Below are 15,914 nucleotides of genomic sequence, written 5' to 3'. Positions count from 1 at the left end.
ATTTTATTAACCTCTACCCATCTCTTTAAAATAATCTACAATACCGTTAAATATAGCTTCTACTATAATATTTTGTCCACTGTTCGATAATAAAAACTTCTCGTCTTCAACGTTTGTAATAAACCCAAGCTCCAATAACACTCCTACAAAATTTGTATATCTCAAAATTCCTAGACTCTTTTCATTAGTTTGCTTTATTCCTCTGTCCTTCGTATACTCAATTGAAGATAATTCATCTTGTATACTTTCAGCTAATGAATAACTCTTATCGTCTAAAAATCTAGAATAAGTTTCAACACCCTTAGCGGTACTTACATCAGATCCATTTAAGTGTATGGATAAAAATATATCTGGTTTTTTCCCATTTATAAACTTCGCTCGATTATGTATATCACTTCTAGTAGTATCTCCAAGTGCATTATCATTCTCCCTAGTAAAATATACCTTAAAATCATTTTCAGAAAGCTTATTCCCAAGTTTTATAGATATATCAAGCACAACATCTTTTTCATAAATATTATTCTGACTAACTGCTCCCCCATCATATCCTCCGTGACCTGGGTCTATAACTATTGTTCCAATATATTTTAATTCATTAACAGAAACATCCTCAATATCTTCATCACTTTCATTCAAAATTATAAAATTTATGAAAAATATACTTGCAAAACATAAAACTACTACGCAAATTATTGTTTTAAATTTTTTCATTTTCCACCATTTGTAAAAATATATAATCAGCTTATATTATCATAAGTATAAGATAAAAATCAAAAATAAAATGGAAATTATTGTTATAATTTCCATTTCTAAACCTAATTTATATTTTACTAAAATACTTTACAACCTTATCTAAAATAGAGGTTTCTTCAATTTCAGAAATTTGTTTAAATGCATCAAGTACTCCCTTATCTTTTATAAGTTCTTGCATTTTTAAGCTTTCATTATCCTTAGGTGTGTTAAATTTCAAAGCACTTGCAGCACCAAAACATAATTTATCAATCTTTTTACCATAACTGTATGACGTTAAAATTGGTTTGACAAATCTATCGTTTTTAGAAAGCTTCCTCATGGGTTCACGTCCAACTCTTAGAACGTCATCAAGTAAATATGGATTCCTAAATCTCTCGATTATGATGTCTATATACTTCAAGTGTTTCTCTTCATCAAATCCATGTTTCTCCACAAGACCTTCCCCACTTTCAATCATAGCCTCTTTCACATTTTCATATATAAATTTATCATTTATACTTTCGTATATGGTTTTATATCCTTTTATGAATCCCAAATATGCTGTTATGGTATGTCCCGTATTTAAAGTAAATAATTTTCTTTCAACGTAAGAGTACAAATCGTCAACTAAATTTGAACCGAGTAAATTTAGGTTTCCTAAGATTTGATTCTTCTGAAGATTCCACTCATAAAACTCTTCCACGTTTACATCAATAGAATTATCTCCAGATGGAGGAACTATTCTATCAACTGAGCAATTTACAAATCCAATAAATTTATTACAAAATTCCTTTTCGCTTTCATTTAAATGATTAAATATCTCTTTCTTAAGAACCTCAGTAGCATTAACAGCATTTTCACAAGCAATTATATTTAAATACTTTTTATCTCCCAATTCTATTTTTCTCTTTATACCACGAGCGATATTTTTAGATATTTTTGGAAGAACAAGTACTCCGACAGCAGTTGTTAATATGTCACTGCTTGCGATTTCGTTCAATAAATTTGGGTCATTTGCACATATTCCTCTTACATTGTCTATAATTTCTTCCTTCCTATTAATGTCCTTTACAAATATTCTATAAGATCTATTCTCATTTATTTTATCTATTATCTCTTTGCTTACATCGCAAAACACAACCTCATATGAAGATTTTCTGAGTAACCCTCCAATGAATCCTCTCCCTATATTGCCAGCTCCAAATTGAATTGCCTTCATAAACTAAAACCACCTTCCCATAAATAATAAACGAAAATTTCAAATTACATATCCTTCGAAATTATATCTATAACTTCCTTTTTACTATTTGTGCTAATCAACTTTTCTACCATGGTTTTATCTTCAATTGTTGTTGCGATACTAGAGAGTATTTTTATATGTTCATTTCCAACTCCAGCTATACCAAATACTAAATAAGCTTTTTCATCACCAAAATCAACGCCATCTTTCACCTGAAGAAGAACTATTCCAGATTTTTTAACACTATCTTTAAAACTTCCCTCACCATGAGGTATAGCAACTCCCATTCCGATATATGTTGAAATCAATTTTTCTCTTTCGAGCATTCCAGAGACGTACCTATCCTCTACATATCCTCTTTTAACTAAAAGTTCTCCTGCCATCTTTATAGCATCTTCTTTAGATGAAACCTTCACATCCAAAATTATATTTTCCTCAGTAAATATATCAGAGTGATTAAATGAATCATTGGTTTTATCATTAATGGTTTCCTCATTTTGATTAAAGCTCTTATTGGCTTCAACAATTTCGCTAAAGAGAAATTCTATATTCGGATCACTTAGGAAATTCTTTATGGCTACAACTTTGAGCACATTATCAGATGCAACCCTAGACTCTAAATTCTCATGAGTTACAACTACTTGAGCATCAGATGGTATATTATCAACAGAACTATAAGAAACATCTATACCACCAACACCTTGTTTCTTTAACCTATTTTTAAATTTAGAAGCCCCCATTGCACTCGATCCCATTCCTGCATCACAAGAAAATACGATTTTAGTAATCTTGCTCATATCGACTTCTTTAGTGTTTGAATTTTTTAAATTCCCAACTGTATTTTTTGCTTTATCAAGACTATCAAGAGAGTAATCTCCAGAACTCCTCTTTATAAAAATAGAAGCTACGAAGAAAGACACAACAGTAGATGCTATTACGCCTATCAATATTTTTAATAAATCTCCCTTAGCTGCTAGAGCCATTATGGAAATTATACTTCCAGGAGAAGGAGTAGCCACAAGTCCAACTGAAAATATGGAAAATATAAATATACCTACTGCTGATCCAAGTATCACACTTAAAATAAGTATTGGATTCATTAAAATATAAGGAAAGTATATTTCGTGAATTCCTCCAAAGAAATGTATGATTCCTGCACTTACTGACGATTGTTTAACTGCACCTTTGCTAAAAAAGAAATATGCCAAAATCACACCAAGACCCGGACCAGGATTTGATTCTAGCAAAAATAAAACTGATTTTCCCAATTGCTGAACCTGTTCAATACCTATTGGTCCAAATATTCCATGATTTATTGCATTATTTAAAAACAAAACCTTTGCTGGTTCAACAAAGATTGAAACAAGTGGTAATAATCCAATTCTGATAATTATCGAAACTCTAATTGATAAAAATCCAGTTATAGCAGATATAACAGGTCCTATAGCGAGTAGTGAAATAATAGCTAAGATTAATCCTAGTATACCTATAGAAAAGTTATTTATAAGCATTTCAAATCCTGAAGCTATTTTTCCTTCAACATAATCGTCAAACTTCTTAATCACATATCCACTAATAGGACCTACTACCATAGCACCTATAAACATAGGGATTTCTGAACCCACTATAACGCCGGTTGTAGCAACTGCACCAATTACTCCCCCCCTAACTCCTCCAACCATTTTACCACCTGTAAATCCTATAAGAATCGGTAAAAGATATTTAAGCATGGGGTCAACTAGTGTTGCAAAGGATTCAATGGGAATCCAACCACTTGGTATAAAAAGTGCAGTTATTAATCCCCAAGCAATAAATGCTCCAATATTAGGCATAACCATCCCGCTCAAAAATTTACCAAATTTCTGAACCTTATCCTTAAAACTAACCATAACTTTAAAATCCTCATTTCTAAAAATTAAAATTTACAACTAAATTATATAACTTTAATTTAAATGTTTACAATAGAAATAATCATAAAAAATATAAAAATTATTATGATCACTCATAAATAAAAAAGTAGCACCACTATGCTACTTTAGAAACTCAAAGGCCATAAAGAAATCCCTGCAAACAATTAAAATATAAATCTTAATAATGAACACTACTGATTTTATGAGTTCTCCAAATTCAAATATACTCTTACTCACTCACCATATTTGCATTAACATTTACACGCTGTTTACCATTTAGAGTTTTCACTTTCAGAGAACCAATTTGGTAATCATTTCGGCAAACATTAGCAAACACAAAGTCTCCATTTATAACATTTGCATAGATATCCTCTCCATAGACATCTATAAAATCTCCATTCCCATCTTCAATATTCAATTTCAAATTTACAAGTTCAACATGACTTAAATAAACATCACCGTGAAGTTTAAAAATATCCAAGTCTCCAACGAATAAAGAATCTATTCTCAATATACCATTATCACTCTTAATGACTAACTTCTGAGAATTAATATCGTAAATCTCCACATCGCCATTTGTAACCAAAATATTTATTTCATCTAAAGAACACCCTTTGGGTAATCTTATTAATACTTTCCCACTGTTTCCTGGTTGATTGTAATTCTTTCTATTTCCCCTTAAGATTCTTATAATATCATCTTTACTGGTTACATTATAATTAAAATTTTCTGATAAACATTTAGTTTCTATAATTATTTTATCTACATGTTTATCGAATAAAATTTTTATATCTGTGTCCAGTACGTCTATATAGACTTTTCTCTTAGAGACAAATCCTATTTTGTATTCTTCAGACAAGATACCTTTAGAATCTAAAACATTGGCTTCATCGTTTACGAACATTTTAAATATACTATCCTTAGATATCAAGATTAAAACTATCAACACTAGCAATAACAAAACCATATATTTCCTCCTTCCCCATCTAAATATTCTATCACAAAAGACCTATCGAAAAAAATCCAATAGGTCTACAAAAGTTTTTCGTAATAATAAAATGGGTATTTTTTATTATCCACATAGCTTTCCCCAACAAAATTATAATTGAGATTTTCAAATAGGGAAATCATGGGTTTATTAATTTCATAAGTAGCCCCCTTGATATAGTTAAGCCCTTGCATCCTAGATATATCTTCAGCAAGAGAGACAAGTTCCCTTGCTATTCCCTTCCTTCTGTAAGATTTGTTTACAACCAATCTATAAAATACTGTAGATGATGTCTTCTTGCTCCAATTAAACTTTTCATAATCCGTAAACTCTTTATTGTTCACACAAATAACTCCTGCAATATCTATTCCGATACATTTAACAAATAAACTTTCGTTTTCTATATCATCTCTAAAATGTTCCTCTCTAGGATAATTATCATCGAACTGATCATTTCCTTGACTGTTCATATCCTCTTTAACTTCATCGACAACATACATGACCTTATGTAAATCGTTAATAGCCGCTTTTCTTAACACCTAAAATTCTCCTTTACAACTTTAATATTTTCACAAAACTAAGAATAGATTCACATCAAAAACAAATTTACAAATTTAATATTTTTAAAATTCAGATTTGATAAATTCATACTATCATAAAAAAAATTAAGTGGCAAAGTTTTCGCCACTTAATTAAACATCTATTGTTTTAAGGATTAACTCCTGCAGCATCTTGGTCAGATTGTCTCCAGAATATTCCTACATTATCGCACAATTTTCCAAATTCAGGTTCGTGAACCATTCTATCCACAAGAACCTCTTGTGCCAATTTTTTATCTCCACTTGCGTTTTGTAGATTCTCATTATAAATTCCCACCCAGAAATTAAGTCCCTCTTCATCAAATTCTCTGTTTACGACTATTTGATAAAGTGCTGCAATAAGGTCCTTATCTGCTAAGTTCCTATTAGTAAATTCATCTTCAGCAAACATCAAATTCTTAAGGAAGTATTCTCCGTTTAAGGTTTTATTGAGCATTCTACGCTCATACCAATAATTATATCCTTCCTCATCAGGGAATCTTTCAAAAGCAAATGAATAAGCGTTACTTATCCAATCTTGTGCTATATCTTCAGGCTGTGTCACAAACTCTTTTATAAAAATTTTGAATACAGTTCCATCTTCTAGTGGTATTTCAACTTCTATATTTTCATACTTCTTTTTAGGAATAGTTGGTTTTATTGTAAACGAAGTACCATTTTCGTCAAGTACAACTGTGAATCCTTGATATGGTTCTTCTCCCATTTTTAATCCTATAGGTTTATCTTTATCAACAACAATATTTTCTGAGTCAGGTATAGCAAATTGAGCGGCCATACCAACTATTTCATATTGAATTTCTTCAATAACTACTTCTGATGCAGGTTTAGTTAAAGTTGTAAACTCAACTTCTACAGGATATATTTGAATTCCTTCCTTAGTAACTTGAACCTTAACTACATACTCAGTACTTCCTTCTAAACTTTCTAAACTACATCTAGTTGTAGAAGAACCTGTTGAAGTAAATACAGGTGATTCAGGATAACTTGCCTCTTGCTTCTTCCTTATAAATATCTCTGTTTTATCATCATCAGTAAAGGTTACGTTAGATGGATACTTCCAACCAACTTTAGCACCGTCACTCAATATTGAATTCTCAGCAATTGAAACTGATAAATAAGACGCCTTAAAGCTCTTAGTATAAAGCAATCCACCAAGATCATAACAAACTACAACATCGTAATCTTTAGATATATCTTCTACTTGTATGCTACTATCCTTAACGTTTTCAATTTCTCCACCCAAATATTCTACATTTTTGAGTTTCTTTATAGAATTTAAATCTTCAGGTATTGGAGTCCCATCTGATTCTTTATGAGCAATTATAAGTTTGTCTGAAGTATCGTAATCAGAAGCTTTATAAAAGTCAACGCTATTATCTCCATAATCCCAAGATATTACAGAATCGTTATACTTTATTGCCTCTAGCTTAATATCAGAAACTGGAAGACTGCCTGTTAGGAATTTTAATTTCACAGGATCAGCTTTACCATCCAGTAGATCAAGTACGATTAAAACTTCATAATTAGCTTCAGGTAATAAATAGCTCAGCTCTATTAATTTCATATCATCTGCAATACTCAAAGCATCTGATTGAACACCCTCAAACACTAAAAAATCATCACTCTCAAGTTCTCCTCCTGAGAACTCATCTCTCGAATATATTAACAATTTATCTCCATTAACAAATTCGTAATTTTTAGGAGTCTCAATTTGTATTAATGCTCTTGTTTCATCAACTGAAAATACGCTAGCATTAATTGGATCTATTGTATTATTAAACTCTAGTTCCTTCTCGTATTTCTTTCCTCCAATAGTGTAGACAAGTTTCATTTTCTGATCTACACCAATGCTTTCAGCTAAAACATAATCGCTAAATGTGTTCGAAATATTTTTCTCTTTACTATCATCCATAGTTAACTTATAAGATGGAGCACTTGGATAATTTTCCTCATTTGCTAATTTTACGAATATCTCTGCTGTATCTGATGGATTAAATACCATATCTTCTGGTTCAATTTCCCATTTCACCAGTATGTCATACTCCTCATAGCTATCCACCTCAAAAGACTTTATCTCGAATGACTTTGTAGAAATATCAACTTCTTGAGAAATCGTGTAAGCAGAATCACCTGTTCCCATCGTAAAGTCAATCTTAGATTTGTATTTTTTCTCTGGAGTAAGACCAGACACGTCAACTCTAGTAATTTCATTTAAATTATGCTTATCATCACCAGTACCATGTTCTAACGTTAAAAGTGGACCTCCATAATTGGTATTTACATTACTACTTTTTTCTTCTTCACTAACCTCTTTAACAAAAATTTCTATCTTATCTCCTTCTTGTAACTCATATCCGTTAGGATACTCCCAACCATAAGTTGAAGTAGTTTGGTCGGATGAAAATACTGTTGCCTTAAATGCATCTACCATTGTCTTGAAGGAAACTTCTGCAAAAGGTGAATCTTCATTAACCATATATTCAATCTTTACAGAATACTCTTTATTAACTCCTAATTCCTTCAAGCCAAGAGATTTAAACTTAGTCATATCTCCTTCAGTTTCAACATGCTTTGGGTGCTTATTAGCATCTTCAGTTTCGCTCACTATAGCTGCTCCATCAATATCTGCAGTACCTCTAGATACGGCATTTTTATGCTTGAATGTATATATCTTAGTATAGTCCTTCAAGTCGTTACTACCTGAATTTCGTGCAGCCTCACTTTCATTTTTCTTTATAGAAATTTCAACTTTATCATCTTGTTGGAAGTCCTTACTTTCCGGTATATATTCCCACTTTAAAGTAGCTGTTTTAGCCTTTACATCTGTAGCTATAAGTCCTATAACTTGGAGATCACTCGTTGCCTTAAAGCTAGTCTCCACTGTATAAACTTCTGAATCTGAATTCATGAATGATAACTTAACATCATAAGTAGCATTAGCTTCAAGTTCTGTTAATTTTTCTTCTTTAGTTTCAATAGCTATATCTTTGTCAGTAAACTCTGATGTAGACGTATGTGATGAAGCTTCTTGATGTTTCTTAACAGTTAGCTTTATCTTATCTTTATCTTTTCTAGTGCTTTCTGTATATCCTTCAGGATAAGTCCAATTTATTTTTGCTGACCATTTTTTATTTGAATCTCTAGCTGCTTCGGCAATTTCGCTTATATCAGTAACATAAACATCTACAATTCCAGTTGCTTCAGTCAAAACATATTGGCTTATCTTTTTCCCCTTTAACTCATACTCAACTTTAACATTATAAGGTGTGTTATATTTAGGTAATTCTATCACCGTATCTTTCTTAGAATTCATATTATCTTTCTCTATGGTTTCAACTGGTGTTTCTGGATATTGTGAAGTTGTAGCTTCTTTCAAATATATCTTCACGTTATCCCCATCAGCAAACTCTACAACCCCTGTTGTTTCCCATGTCAATTTAACTTTAGGTGTTTCTGATTCTTGTGTTGCAGTTAAATTATTAATTGAAAAAGCCTCTGTTTTAAAGTTAGCGTAATCCACCGTATCTCTGTAATTGTTATCAAATCCAGGCAATTGCAAAATGTGAATAATCTTAGCTCTATAACATTGATTAGGCTCAAGTCCTTTAATATCAAATTCTTTCTTCTCAAGTAAATTCACACCATCTTGACCATGTACATAATGGAAAATCGCGTCACTACTTCCTTCAAATCCAGTTGTAGTATAATCGTTTAAAGAATTTATCTTTTTTAAATGGATTTTTATTATGTGGCCGTTCTCAGGCTCATACTTTTTATAATCTCCAGTAAATCCAGAATCATAATTCCATTTAACCTTTGCTGTAGTTTGAGTTATATTCTCAAACGTTATACTTGGCTTATTCAAAGTTGGGTATACTGTTCTTCTATTATAGTGACTCTCACCTTGAGTACCTTGTGGCTTTGACGTTAAGACTTGTTTCCCCCCTATCGTGTATATTAAGTCTACGTAAATGTTAGACATCCAAGTTGGTATTTGTATGTTTGCACTTTTTACGGTTTTAAGATTTTCGGTAGCTGTGAATACAGGATTTTTATAGTAGTCATTTTTGGGATAACTTGAAAAAGCTGAGTTTCCATTAGGCTTTAAAAATATTTCAACTTTATCTCCACTAGCGAACTCAATGTCAGTCGGTTCAAAGTCCCATGTTACCGTAATATTCCTTGATCTAGGATAAGCTATCTTATTACCAGTCTGTTGGTACATAACATCATTAACTTGTATATAATCCTTTAACCTAAAAGCTGATGTGGTGAAACTTAAACAGTTTGATATAGAACCCCTCTGATTGTTCAACACAAACTTAGCTTCATAATTTGTATTTGGAGCAATTCCACCTATGACTACGGACTTTAGGTTAGATAGGTTTACGTTATGACTTCCATGTACAAATGCTAATCTTGGTATAGCTGAATGCTCACTACTCTGAGACTTATCCCTTAAATATATTTCCACCTTATCACCAGAAACCGGTGTGTACCCTGCTGGATATTCCCAGTGTAGTTTTGCAGATGTAGTTTTTATTTCGGAAGTTGATACATTTACGGGAATATAAACAAAAGGAACAGTTACTGTTCTATCTCCATTTGTGAGTTCGATTAAATAAGATTTATCTTGAGAGAATTTCACACCGTTGTTTAAGTTTATCGTATTAGCAGTTGTGTAACTTAGGTTTGACTCTTTTGATGCAATCTTAGTGCCTTTTGTGAAATTATCATTTAACTCATATACATAAGCCTTGTTCTTTGTAGCTGTGACTGAAAAGAAATTCGTCATATTTGGAAATGTTAAGTTCATACTGCTATCATTCAAAACATTTATTCCACAATCAAGTCTATCAAATTTCGATAATCTACAAACACTAACCATTGCTTCTCTGTAACCACTGTTCGATCCCTCAGCACTGATTTCATAATCATTATCTAATTTCGAAGGTATATTCCTAAATTCGAATAATTGCGACCTCATCTTTTTAATCTTGTGTTCAACGCCACTGTATAAATTAAAATGATCATAAATAAGTTCTGTTTTAAAAGATATATCTATGTTACCATTGTTATTGAATTGTAATAAGGGTACCGAAAAACTTAAGTCTCTAAAAACGACATTATCATAAAAAAATTTTCTCTTATAGTCCCTACCATTCATCTTAACTCTAAAAACATATCCTCCAGAATTAAGACCAACCTTCTTCCCTTCAAATACTAGAGAACTTGCCTTTACATCTTTCACAGTTTTTGTAATTTTAGGAATTACAGTTGCCCCATTCATCTTTATAATATCAGCCTCAATAGACCAATCATCAGGAAAGTTTGCTGCCCAAGCTTTCATATCAAATGAAATATTATTATTTGAAGTTGTTCCAATAGGCTCAAAATTAACATCATAATCGTTGTAAACAAAATTGTATGTTAACTTCCTTTGCTTCCCCCCTAAATTGGCTACTGCTTGTATCTCGTACTTATCACCATTTAGAGGGATAAATCTACTCTTCCAAGCTTTCTTACTATCGTCAAAGGCTTCTGTACTAATTGTGGTCTCTCCTTTTTTCAATACAAAACTCTCTATTTTCTCATCACTAGATAAATAATTAGAGAAATCAAAAACTACATAATTGTCACTTACCTTTAAATCGTAATTTATAACTCTCGTAGAATTTATATCTATGATTGTAGCTTTAGCTTCTCTGGACTTTATACCAAAGTTTGAGATCATAAAATTAAACAAAAAAATAAAGCACAAGACTCTAGATAAACTCTTGAATTTATCGAACAATAATCTCTCCTCCTTCTTTCAATCTTCATCGAACACGAGTACAAATACACATTAAGAAGAACATACTACATGTACACAAAAATACTTTGACCCAAAAACATAACATAATCGAGAGTTATGTAGAGATAAACCTTTAATTTCTGAATCAACAGTATTATTATTAATTTTTTTTTATGTTTTATTCATGGTTAATTAACATTGATGGTTTTACATTTACAAAACACAAAAAGAGATACTATGTTAAACATAGTATCTCTTTAAAATTTTTAGAGAATATTAGTAAGTACCTACAACTACTTTAATGATTTTATCATTCCTATTCTATAAAAAGAGAACTTACATTAAACTCATTTTCTATCATTTCATTTTTGTACATAAAGTCTGCTATATTTTGAAATGCTTCTTTATCACTTGCAGTTACCTCGATATTAAAATCGTACTGTTTATACATCTCTTCTACATCTTCTTTTTCAAGATCCAAAACACTTCCAACTATCTGCATGACCTCATCTTTATTCTCTAATATGTAATTATATATATTAGACTGAGCTTCTTTAAAATAAGTCAATATTTCCTTATTCTCATTTAAAAATTTTTCACTAACTGCCACCGCAACAGATGCATCAGTCAATCCAACACCATCCGTAATGAGATTGTACTCCTGTTGTTTAGCAATATATGCTGTAGGTCCTGCAATCAATGCCGCATCTATGCTTCTGCTATCTAAAGCAGCTTTAGCATTTGGTATAGACATATTCACAAAATTAACATCGTTTATAGTCATACTCGCCTTTTCTAAATACGCAACTAACAACTGATGCAAGTTTGTTCCAACAGGTCCTGCTATGGTTTTTCCCCTTAGCTCTTCTGCTGAATCTATTTTATCTATTGAATATAAAGTATACGCCTCAGGTGCTCTGCTATACATATTCAAAACCTTAATATCAGCACCATTAGATGCAGCACTTATTATGGATGTAGCTCCAACGGCATAAAGTATATCTACATCTCCAGATGCTAAGGCTTGTACTTGATCAGCTCCTGAAGTTATTTCTGCATAATCAACTTTTATATTTTCTTCCTTATCTTTTAAGTAATTTTCAAAAATGCTTTTGCTCTTTTCTATTATGCTTGGAACGTTCAAAGGTGATGTAACATAAGTCATGGTTATTTTGTCAAGTTTACTCACACTACTAGATTGACTCGAAGTAGAAGAACTGCTCCCTCCTGAAGAACTCGTAGTCGTACTGCTTGTACTACAACTAACAACAAACGTTAACATAAACAATACTAACGCAACCATTGTAATTTTAGGTTTTAAGGATCTTAGATTTTTCATAAATTTTCATCCCCCATGTTATTAAATATGTACACTTACTCGCCTACAATTCTAACTCATACTTATATAATTTTCAAATCATTGATTATTCGTTTTTTCAAATCTATGAAATACTCACTCATTAAATTTCTTTCTAACTCATTATCTCTTATTATATACTCGGATTTAATAACTCCCTTTTCAAGAATTATTATTTTGTCTCCAAGCATAAGAGCTTCATCTACACTGTGAGTAACAAATAGAATAATGCATTTAGACCTTTTGTGAATTTTCATAAGCTCCTTTTGCATTATCTCTCTTGTGAAAAAATCAAGAGCAGAAAATGGTTCATCCATTAATATAAAATCCGGATTGCATACAAAAGCCCTTGCAATAGATACTCTTTGCCTCATACCACCAGAAAGCTGATTCGGATGGGCATGGCGAAATTCATTAAGTCCGACAATGTCAATAACCTCATCTATGTATGAACTATATTTATTTTTGTTCTTTATGCCAAACATTATATTTTTCTCGACATTAAGCCAAGGCATGAGCCTATGCTCTTGAAAAACATAAGCTTTTTGTTTATTGTCGATCCCTAATATCTCTCCACTATCAAACCCTTCAAGTCCTGATATAATTTTGAGAAGTGTAGTTTTTCCACATCCACTACGACCCAAAACTATAGTTATTCTATTTGAATCCAAATTTAGATTCACATTTCTTAAAACTTCTACACTTTGGTTTTCCATCTCATATGACTTGCTTACACTTATCAAACTAATCCCATCCATTTACATCCATTCCCTTTAAGCTATTTTTAATTATTATTGCAAATATTTTATCTGTTAAATAACCAACTAAACCTATAACTAAAATCCCCACTATGACCTTATCCGTTCTAGCCATTTGCTGTGCAAAAAGTATCATGTGACCAAGTCCAGATGAAGCAGCAATCATTTCTGCACTTATTATAGCCCTCCAACTGTATCCGAGACCTATCCTCATCCCCACCAATACATCCGATAGAGCATAAGGTACCCTAATTTTTACAAATCTCTCAATTCTCGAATACCCATAAATCTTTCCCACCTCTATTAAATCGTTATCACAACCTACAAATCCTTTTACCGTACTCAAATAAATTGGGAAAAATGATACCAAAATGATTATCCCAATTTTCGTAGTTTCACCTATGCCAAACCATAGAATCAAAAGAGAAATAAGACTTAAAGGGGGAACGTTTTTTAAAAATTGTATTATCCCGTCATAATAATCGCTTAGTTTAGGTAGAATAACTCTAATCATAGCTAAAAGAAATGCTATAGCTGTAGATAATAAAAATCCTTTTAATACTCTCACATAACTTATGTAAATATCCTCAAATACCTCTCCTGACTTTACCATTTTTACAAAACTATCCACGACCTTAAACAGAGATGGCAAAACATAAGAACTAACAATATTCATTTTACTAACAACATACCACATCAAAACAAAAATGCCTACAGTAATTAGGACTTTAAACTTTTTCATATACGTACATCCCCATCATCACCTCTGCATAAATGAATTCTCAAATACACGTTGTTGATTATATCACAAATCAAAAATTTATTTAACTTTCTTGTGAATTATAATTGAAAATAATATCTATTATCAATAAAATAGACTTTGTTATAAGTCTTAATATTTAAAACCAATACTTAAAAATAAAATAAATAATGGAGGACATATATGCACATTAAAAAATTATTATCCTTAGTTTTGTCAATCGTATTTACAGTTACGTTATCAGGTTGTTCAATCAATAACAAGAATACAGATACACCCCAAACTAATTCTGAAACTTCAAGCGTCCAAGTTAAAAAAACTAAAACAATTATAGACCATGAAGGAATAGAAATGGAAATTCCACTTGAGATAAATAGAATAATCATTGGTGATATATACCCTTTATCAGCAGCACTTAGCGTGTATCTAGGCGGAGCTGATAAAATTGTAGGAATACATCCTGAATCGATGGGAGCTGCTAAAAGTGGACTGTTAGGGAAAATTTATCCTGAAATATTAACAGCTAAAACAGATTTCATAAATGGTAACGATATTAATATCGAAGAACTCTTAAAGTTAAATCCCGATATTGTAATCGGAGTTTCTAAAGATAAAGCTGAAGCTATTAGAAATGCTGGTATCCCTGCCGTAATATCCATCTAAATGCTTATTAGTCTTAATTAATCTAGATACTTCCTTAAAACAAATATCCGACTGCGATAATCCCCAACCTGTTATATAAATCTCTTGTTGCTCTTTGACTACAAATAAGAAATAACTAACTACTATTGATATTAACTGTGTTTTACCATTCTTTCTCCCTAACTGTATATATGCCTTTTTGTATTTTCTGTAATTTGTAATCTTATCTTTTATGCACAGTATATTTGATATAACAAATAACTGAAAATCCGTAAGTTCTATATTTTTCCCCTTAAGTACACCCTTTGAATATGTAAAATAACTTGCCCATAAATTAATCTTTTCAAGTTCTTTGTCATCTAAATAATAATTACTTTCTTCTCTTATATCTCTCAAAAATCTAGAACATGCTTGTTTGTGTTTTTTACATGAGTTTATTTTGTTGTTACAAATTTTATTGCAATAACTTATTACTCTGTTTTTTAGTGATATCTCTTTTTTATCCTTGCTCATCTAAAAAAATCTCTCCGAATTTCTGAGTATTACTTTTCTCCGAATTCACATTTATTACTGTAAACTTAACTCTTGATGATGGGGTTAGTCCTAATTCTTTAGCTAGTTTGTTGACAATCTCTAGGTATTTATTTTTAAGTTTTAGTCTTGGATTTTCAATTAGGTTAGTTGCTCCTGCTTTATTTGTGTGTTCTATTAATTCTCCTTCAGATTTAATCTTATTATCTAAGCTTAGGAATTTAATATAGTAGTCACAGTATACAGATAGACAGTTTAAATCTAGATTGCTTATCATATTTTTGCTAATTAACTCTTCAGAGATTTCCAAAAATAATTCTCTAGCTTTCTTACACAGCCATGGTGGTGGAATTATTTTGTCAACTCTGTTATTTCTAAGTAAATCATTTTCTTTTTGTTCTCTTATCCTTTTTTCATCTTTTGTTAAATGCTTTTTGTTTACTATTGTTAATTTTGGATTTCTTCCCAATGTAATCCCCCTTTCTACATTTTCAAATGCAAAACTCCCCTATCTAGTAGCAAACTAAATAAAGGAGTTTATAAAACAACTTTATATTTATTATTCTTTATGATAATGTCCCCCTTTTACGGTTTTTTAGGGAA

12 protein-coding genes are annotated in these 15,914 nt (G+C 31.2%); 1 reads left to right on the top strand and 11 read right to left on the bottom strand.

Annotation, left to right across the window (positions count from 1 at the left end; translation table 11 throughout):
* Positions 1-6: 6 nt before the first annotated feature.
* The 9 genes from AALI31_RS06355 to AALI31_RS06315 form a co-directional block, all read right to left on the bottom strand.
* The gene (locus AALI31_RS06355) at positions 7-711 is read right to left on the bottom strand and encodes an N-acetylmuramoyl-L-alanine amidase family protein (protein ID WP_489885692.1); all 705 of its coding nucleotides are present in this window, start codon (positions 709-711) and stop codon (positions 7-9) included.
* A gap of 109 nt (positions 712-820) precedes the next feature.
* Positions 821-1,951: a mannitol-1-phosphate 5-dehydrogenase gene (locus AALI31_RS06350; RefSeq protein WP_489885691.1), complete on the bottom strand. Its 1,131-nt coding sequence runs from the start codon at positions 1,949-1,951 to the stop codon at positions 821-823.
* 44 nt (positions 1,952-1,995) lie between these two features.
* Positions 1,996-3,861 carry a PTS mannitol transporter subunit IICBA gene (locus AALI31_RS06345; protein WP_489885690.1) on the bottom strand — a complete coding sequence of 622 codons (1,866 nt, stop codon included), beginning with the start codon at positions 3,859-3,861 and terminating at the stop codon, positions 1,996-1,998.
* 250 nt (positions 3,862-4,111) lie between these two features.
* Complete coding sequence (locus tag AALI31_RS06340; protein WP_489885689.1) at positions 4,112-4,849, bottom strand: DUF4097 family beta strand repeat-containing protein; 738 nt, start codon at positions 4,847-4,849, stop codon at positions 4,112-4,114.
* A gap of 65 nt (positions 4,850-4,914) precedes the next feature.
* Positions 4,915-5,409: a GNAT family N-acetyltransferase gene (locus AALI31_RS06335; RefSeq protein WP_489885688.1), complete on the bottom strand. Its 495-nt coding sequence runs from the start codon at positions 5,407-5,409 to the stop codon at positions 4,915-4,917.
* Between the two features lie 169 nt (positions 5,410-5,578).
* Positions 5,579-11,263, bottom strand: coding sequence for a DUF4214 domain-containing protein (locus AALI31_RS06330; protein WP_489885687.1), 5,685 nt, complete (start codon positions 11,261-11,263; stop codon positions 5,579-5,581).
* Positions 11,264-11,579: 316 nt separating this feature from the next.
* A complete protein-coding gene (locus AALI31_RS06325) occupies positions 11,580-12,602 on the bottom strand; it encodes an ABC transporter substrate-binding protein (RefSeq protein ID WP_489885686.1) in 1,023 nt (340 codons plus the stop codon).
* Between the two features lie 62 nt (positions 12,603-12,664).
* Positions 12,665-13,378, bottom strand: coding sequence for an ABC transporter ATP-binding protein (locus tag AALI31_RS06320; protein WP_489885685.1), 714 nt, complete (start codon positions 13,376-13,378; stop codon positions 12,665-12,667).
* Entirely contained in the window at positions 13,365-14,120 is a 756-nt protein-coding gene (locus tag AALI31_RS06315) for an ABC transporter permease (protein ID WP_489885684.1), read from the bottom strand. The genes AALI31_RS06320 and AALI31_RS06315 overlap by 14 nt, the downstream gene beginning before the upstream one ends.
* Positions 14,121-14,321: 201 nt before the next feature.
* On the opposite strand from AALI31_RS06315, the gene AALI31_RS06310 reads away from it, so the two are divergent.
* Positions 14,322-14,801, top strand: a complete 480-nt coding sequence (locus AALI31_RS06310) for a hypothetical protein (RefSeq protein WP_489885683.1) — start codon at positions 14,322-14,324, stop codon at positions 14,799-14,801.
* Here AALI31_RS06310 and AALI31_RS06305 read toward each other — a convergent pair.
* Entirely contained in the window at positions 14,715-15,293 is a 579-nt protein-coding gene (locus AALI31_RS06305) for a terminase large subunit domain-containing protein (RefSeq protein ID WP_489885682.1), read from the bottom strand. The two genes, AALI31_RS06310 and AALI31_RS06305, sit on opposite strands and share 87 nt — an antisense overlap.
* The gene (locus AALI31_RS06300) at positions 15,280-15,780 is read right to left on the bottom strand and encodes a phage terminase small subunit P27 family (RefSeq protein ID WP_489885681.1); all 501 of its coding nucleotides are present in this window, start codon (positions 15,778-15,780) and stop codon (positions 15,280-15,282) included. The genes AALI31_RS06305 and AALI31_RS06300 overlap by 14 nt, the downstream gene beginning before the upstream one ends.
* Between the last annotated feature and the right edge of the window lie 134 nt (positions 15,781-15,914).

The sequence above is a fragment of the Anisomitus miae (SeqCode) genome (assembly GCF_054906395.1).
The sequence above is the reverse complement of the archived record's forward strand: the minus strand, read 5'-3'. Positions and strand labels throughout refer to the sequence as shown.

Bases quoted from the DNA above. Each gene is read 5' to 3' on its own strand.
- AALI31_RS06355 (WP_489885692.1), bottom strand. From the start codon at position 711: ATGAAAAAATTTAAAACAATAATTTGCGTAGTAGTTTTATGTTTTGCA.
- AALI31_RS06350 (WP_489885691.1), bottom strand. From the start codon at position 1,951: ATGAAGGCAATTCAATTTGGAGCTGGCAATATAGGGAGAGGATTCATT.
- AALI31_RS06345 (WP_489885690.1), bottom strand. From the start codon at position 3,861: ATGGTTAGTTTTAAGGATAAGGTTCAGAAATTTGGTAAATTTTTGAGC.
- AALI31_RS06340 (WP_489885689.1), bottom strand. From the start codon at position 4,849: ATGGTTTTGTTATTGCTAGTGTTGATAGTTTTAATCTTGATATCTAAG.
- AALI31_RS06325 (WP_489885686.1), bottom strand. From the start codon at position 12,602: ATGAAAAATCTAAGATCCTTAAAACCTAAAATTACAATGGTTGCGTTA.
- AALI31_RS06320 (WP_489885685.1), bottom strand. From the start codon at position 13,378: ATGGATGGGATTAGTTTGATAAGTGTAAGCAAGTCATATGAGATGGAA.
- AALI31_RS06315 (WP_489885684.1), bottom strand. From the start codon at position 14,120: ATGAAAAAGTTTAAAGTCCTAATTACTGTAGGCATTTTTGTTTTGATG.
- AALI31_RS06310 (WP_489885683.1), top strand. From the start codon at position 14,322: ATGCACATTAAAAAATTATTATCCTTAGTTTTGTCAATCGTATTTACA.
- AALI31_RS06305 (WP_489885682.1), bottom strand. From the start codon at position 15,293: ATGAGCAAGGATAAAAAAGAGATATCACTAAAAAACAGAGTAATAAGT.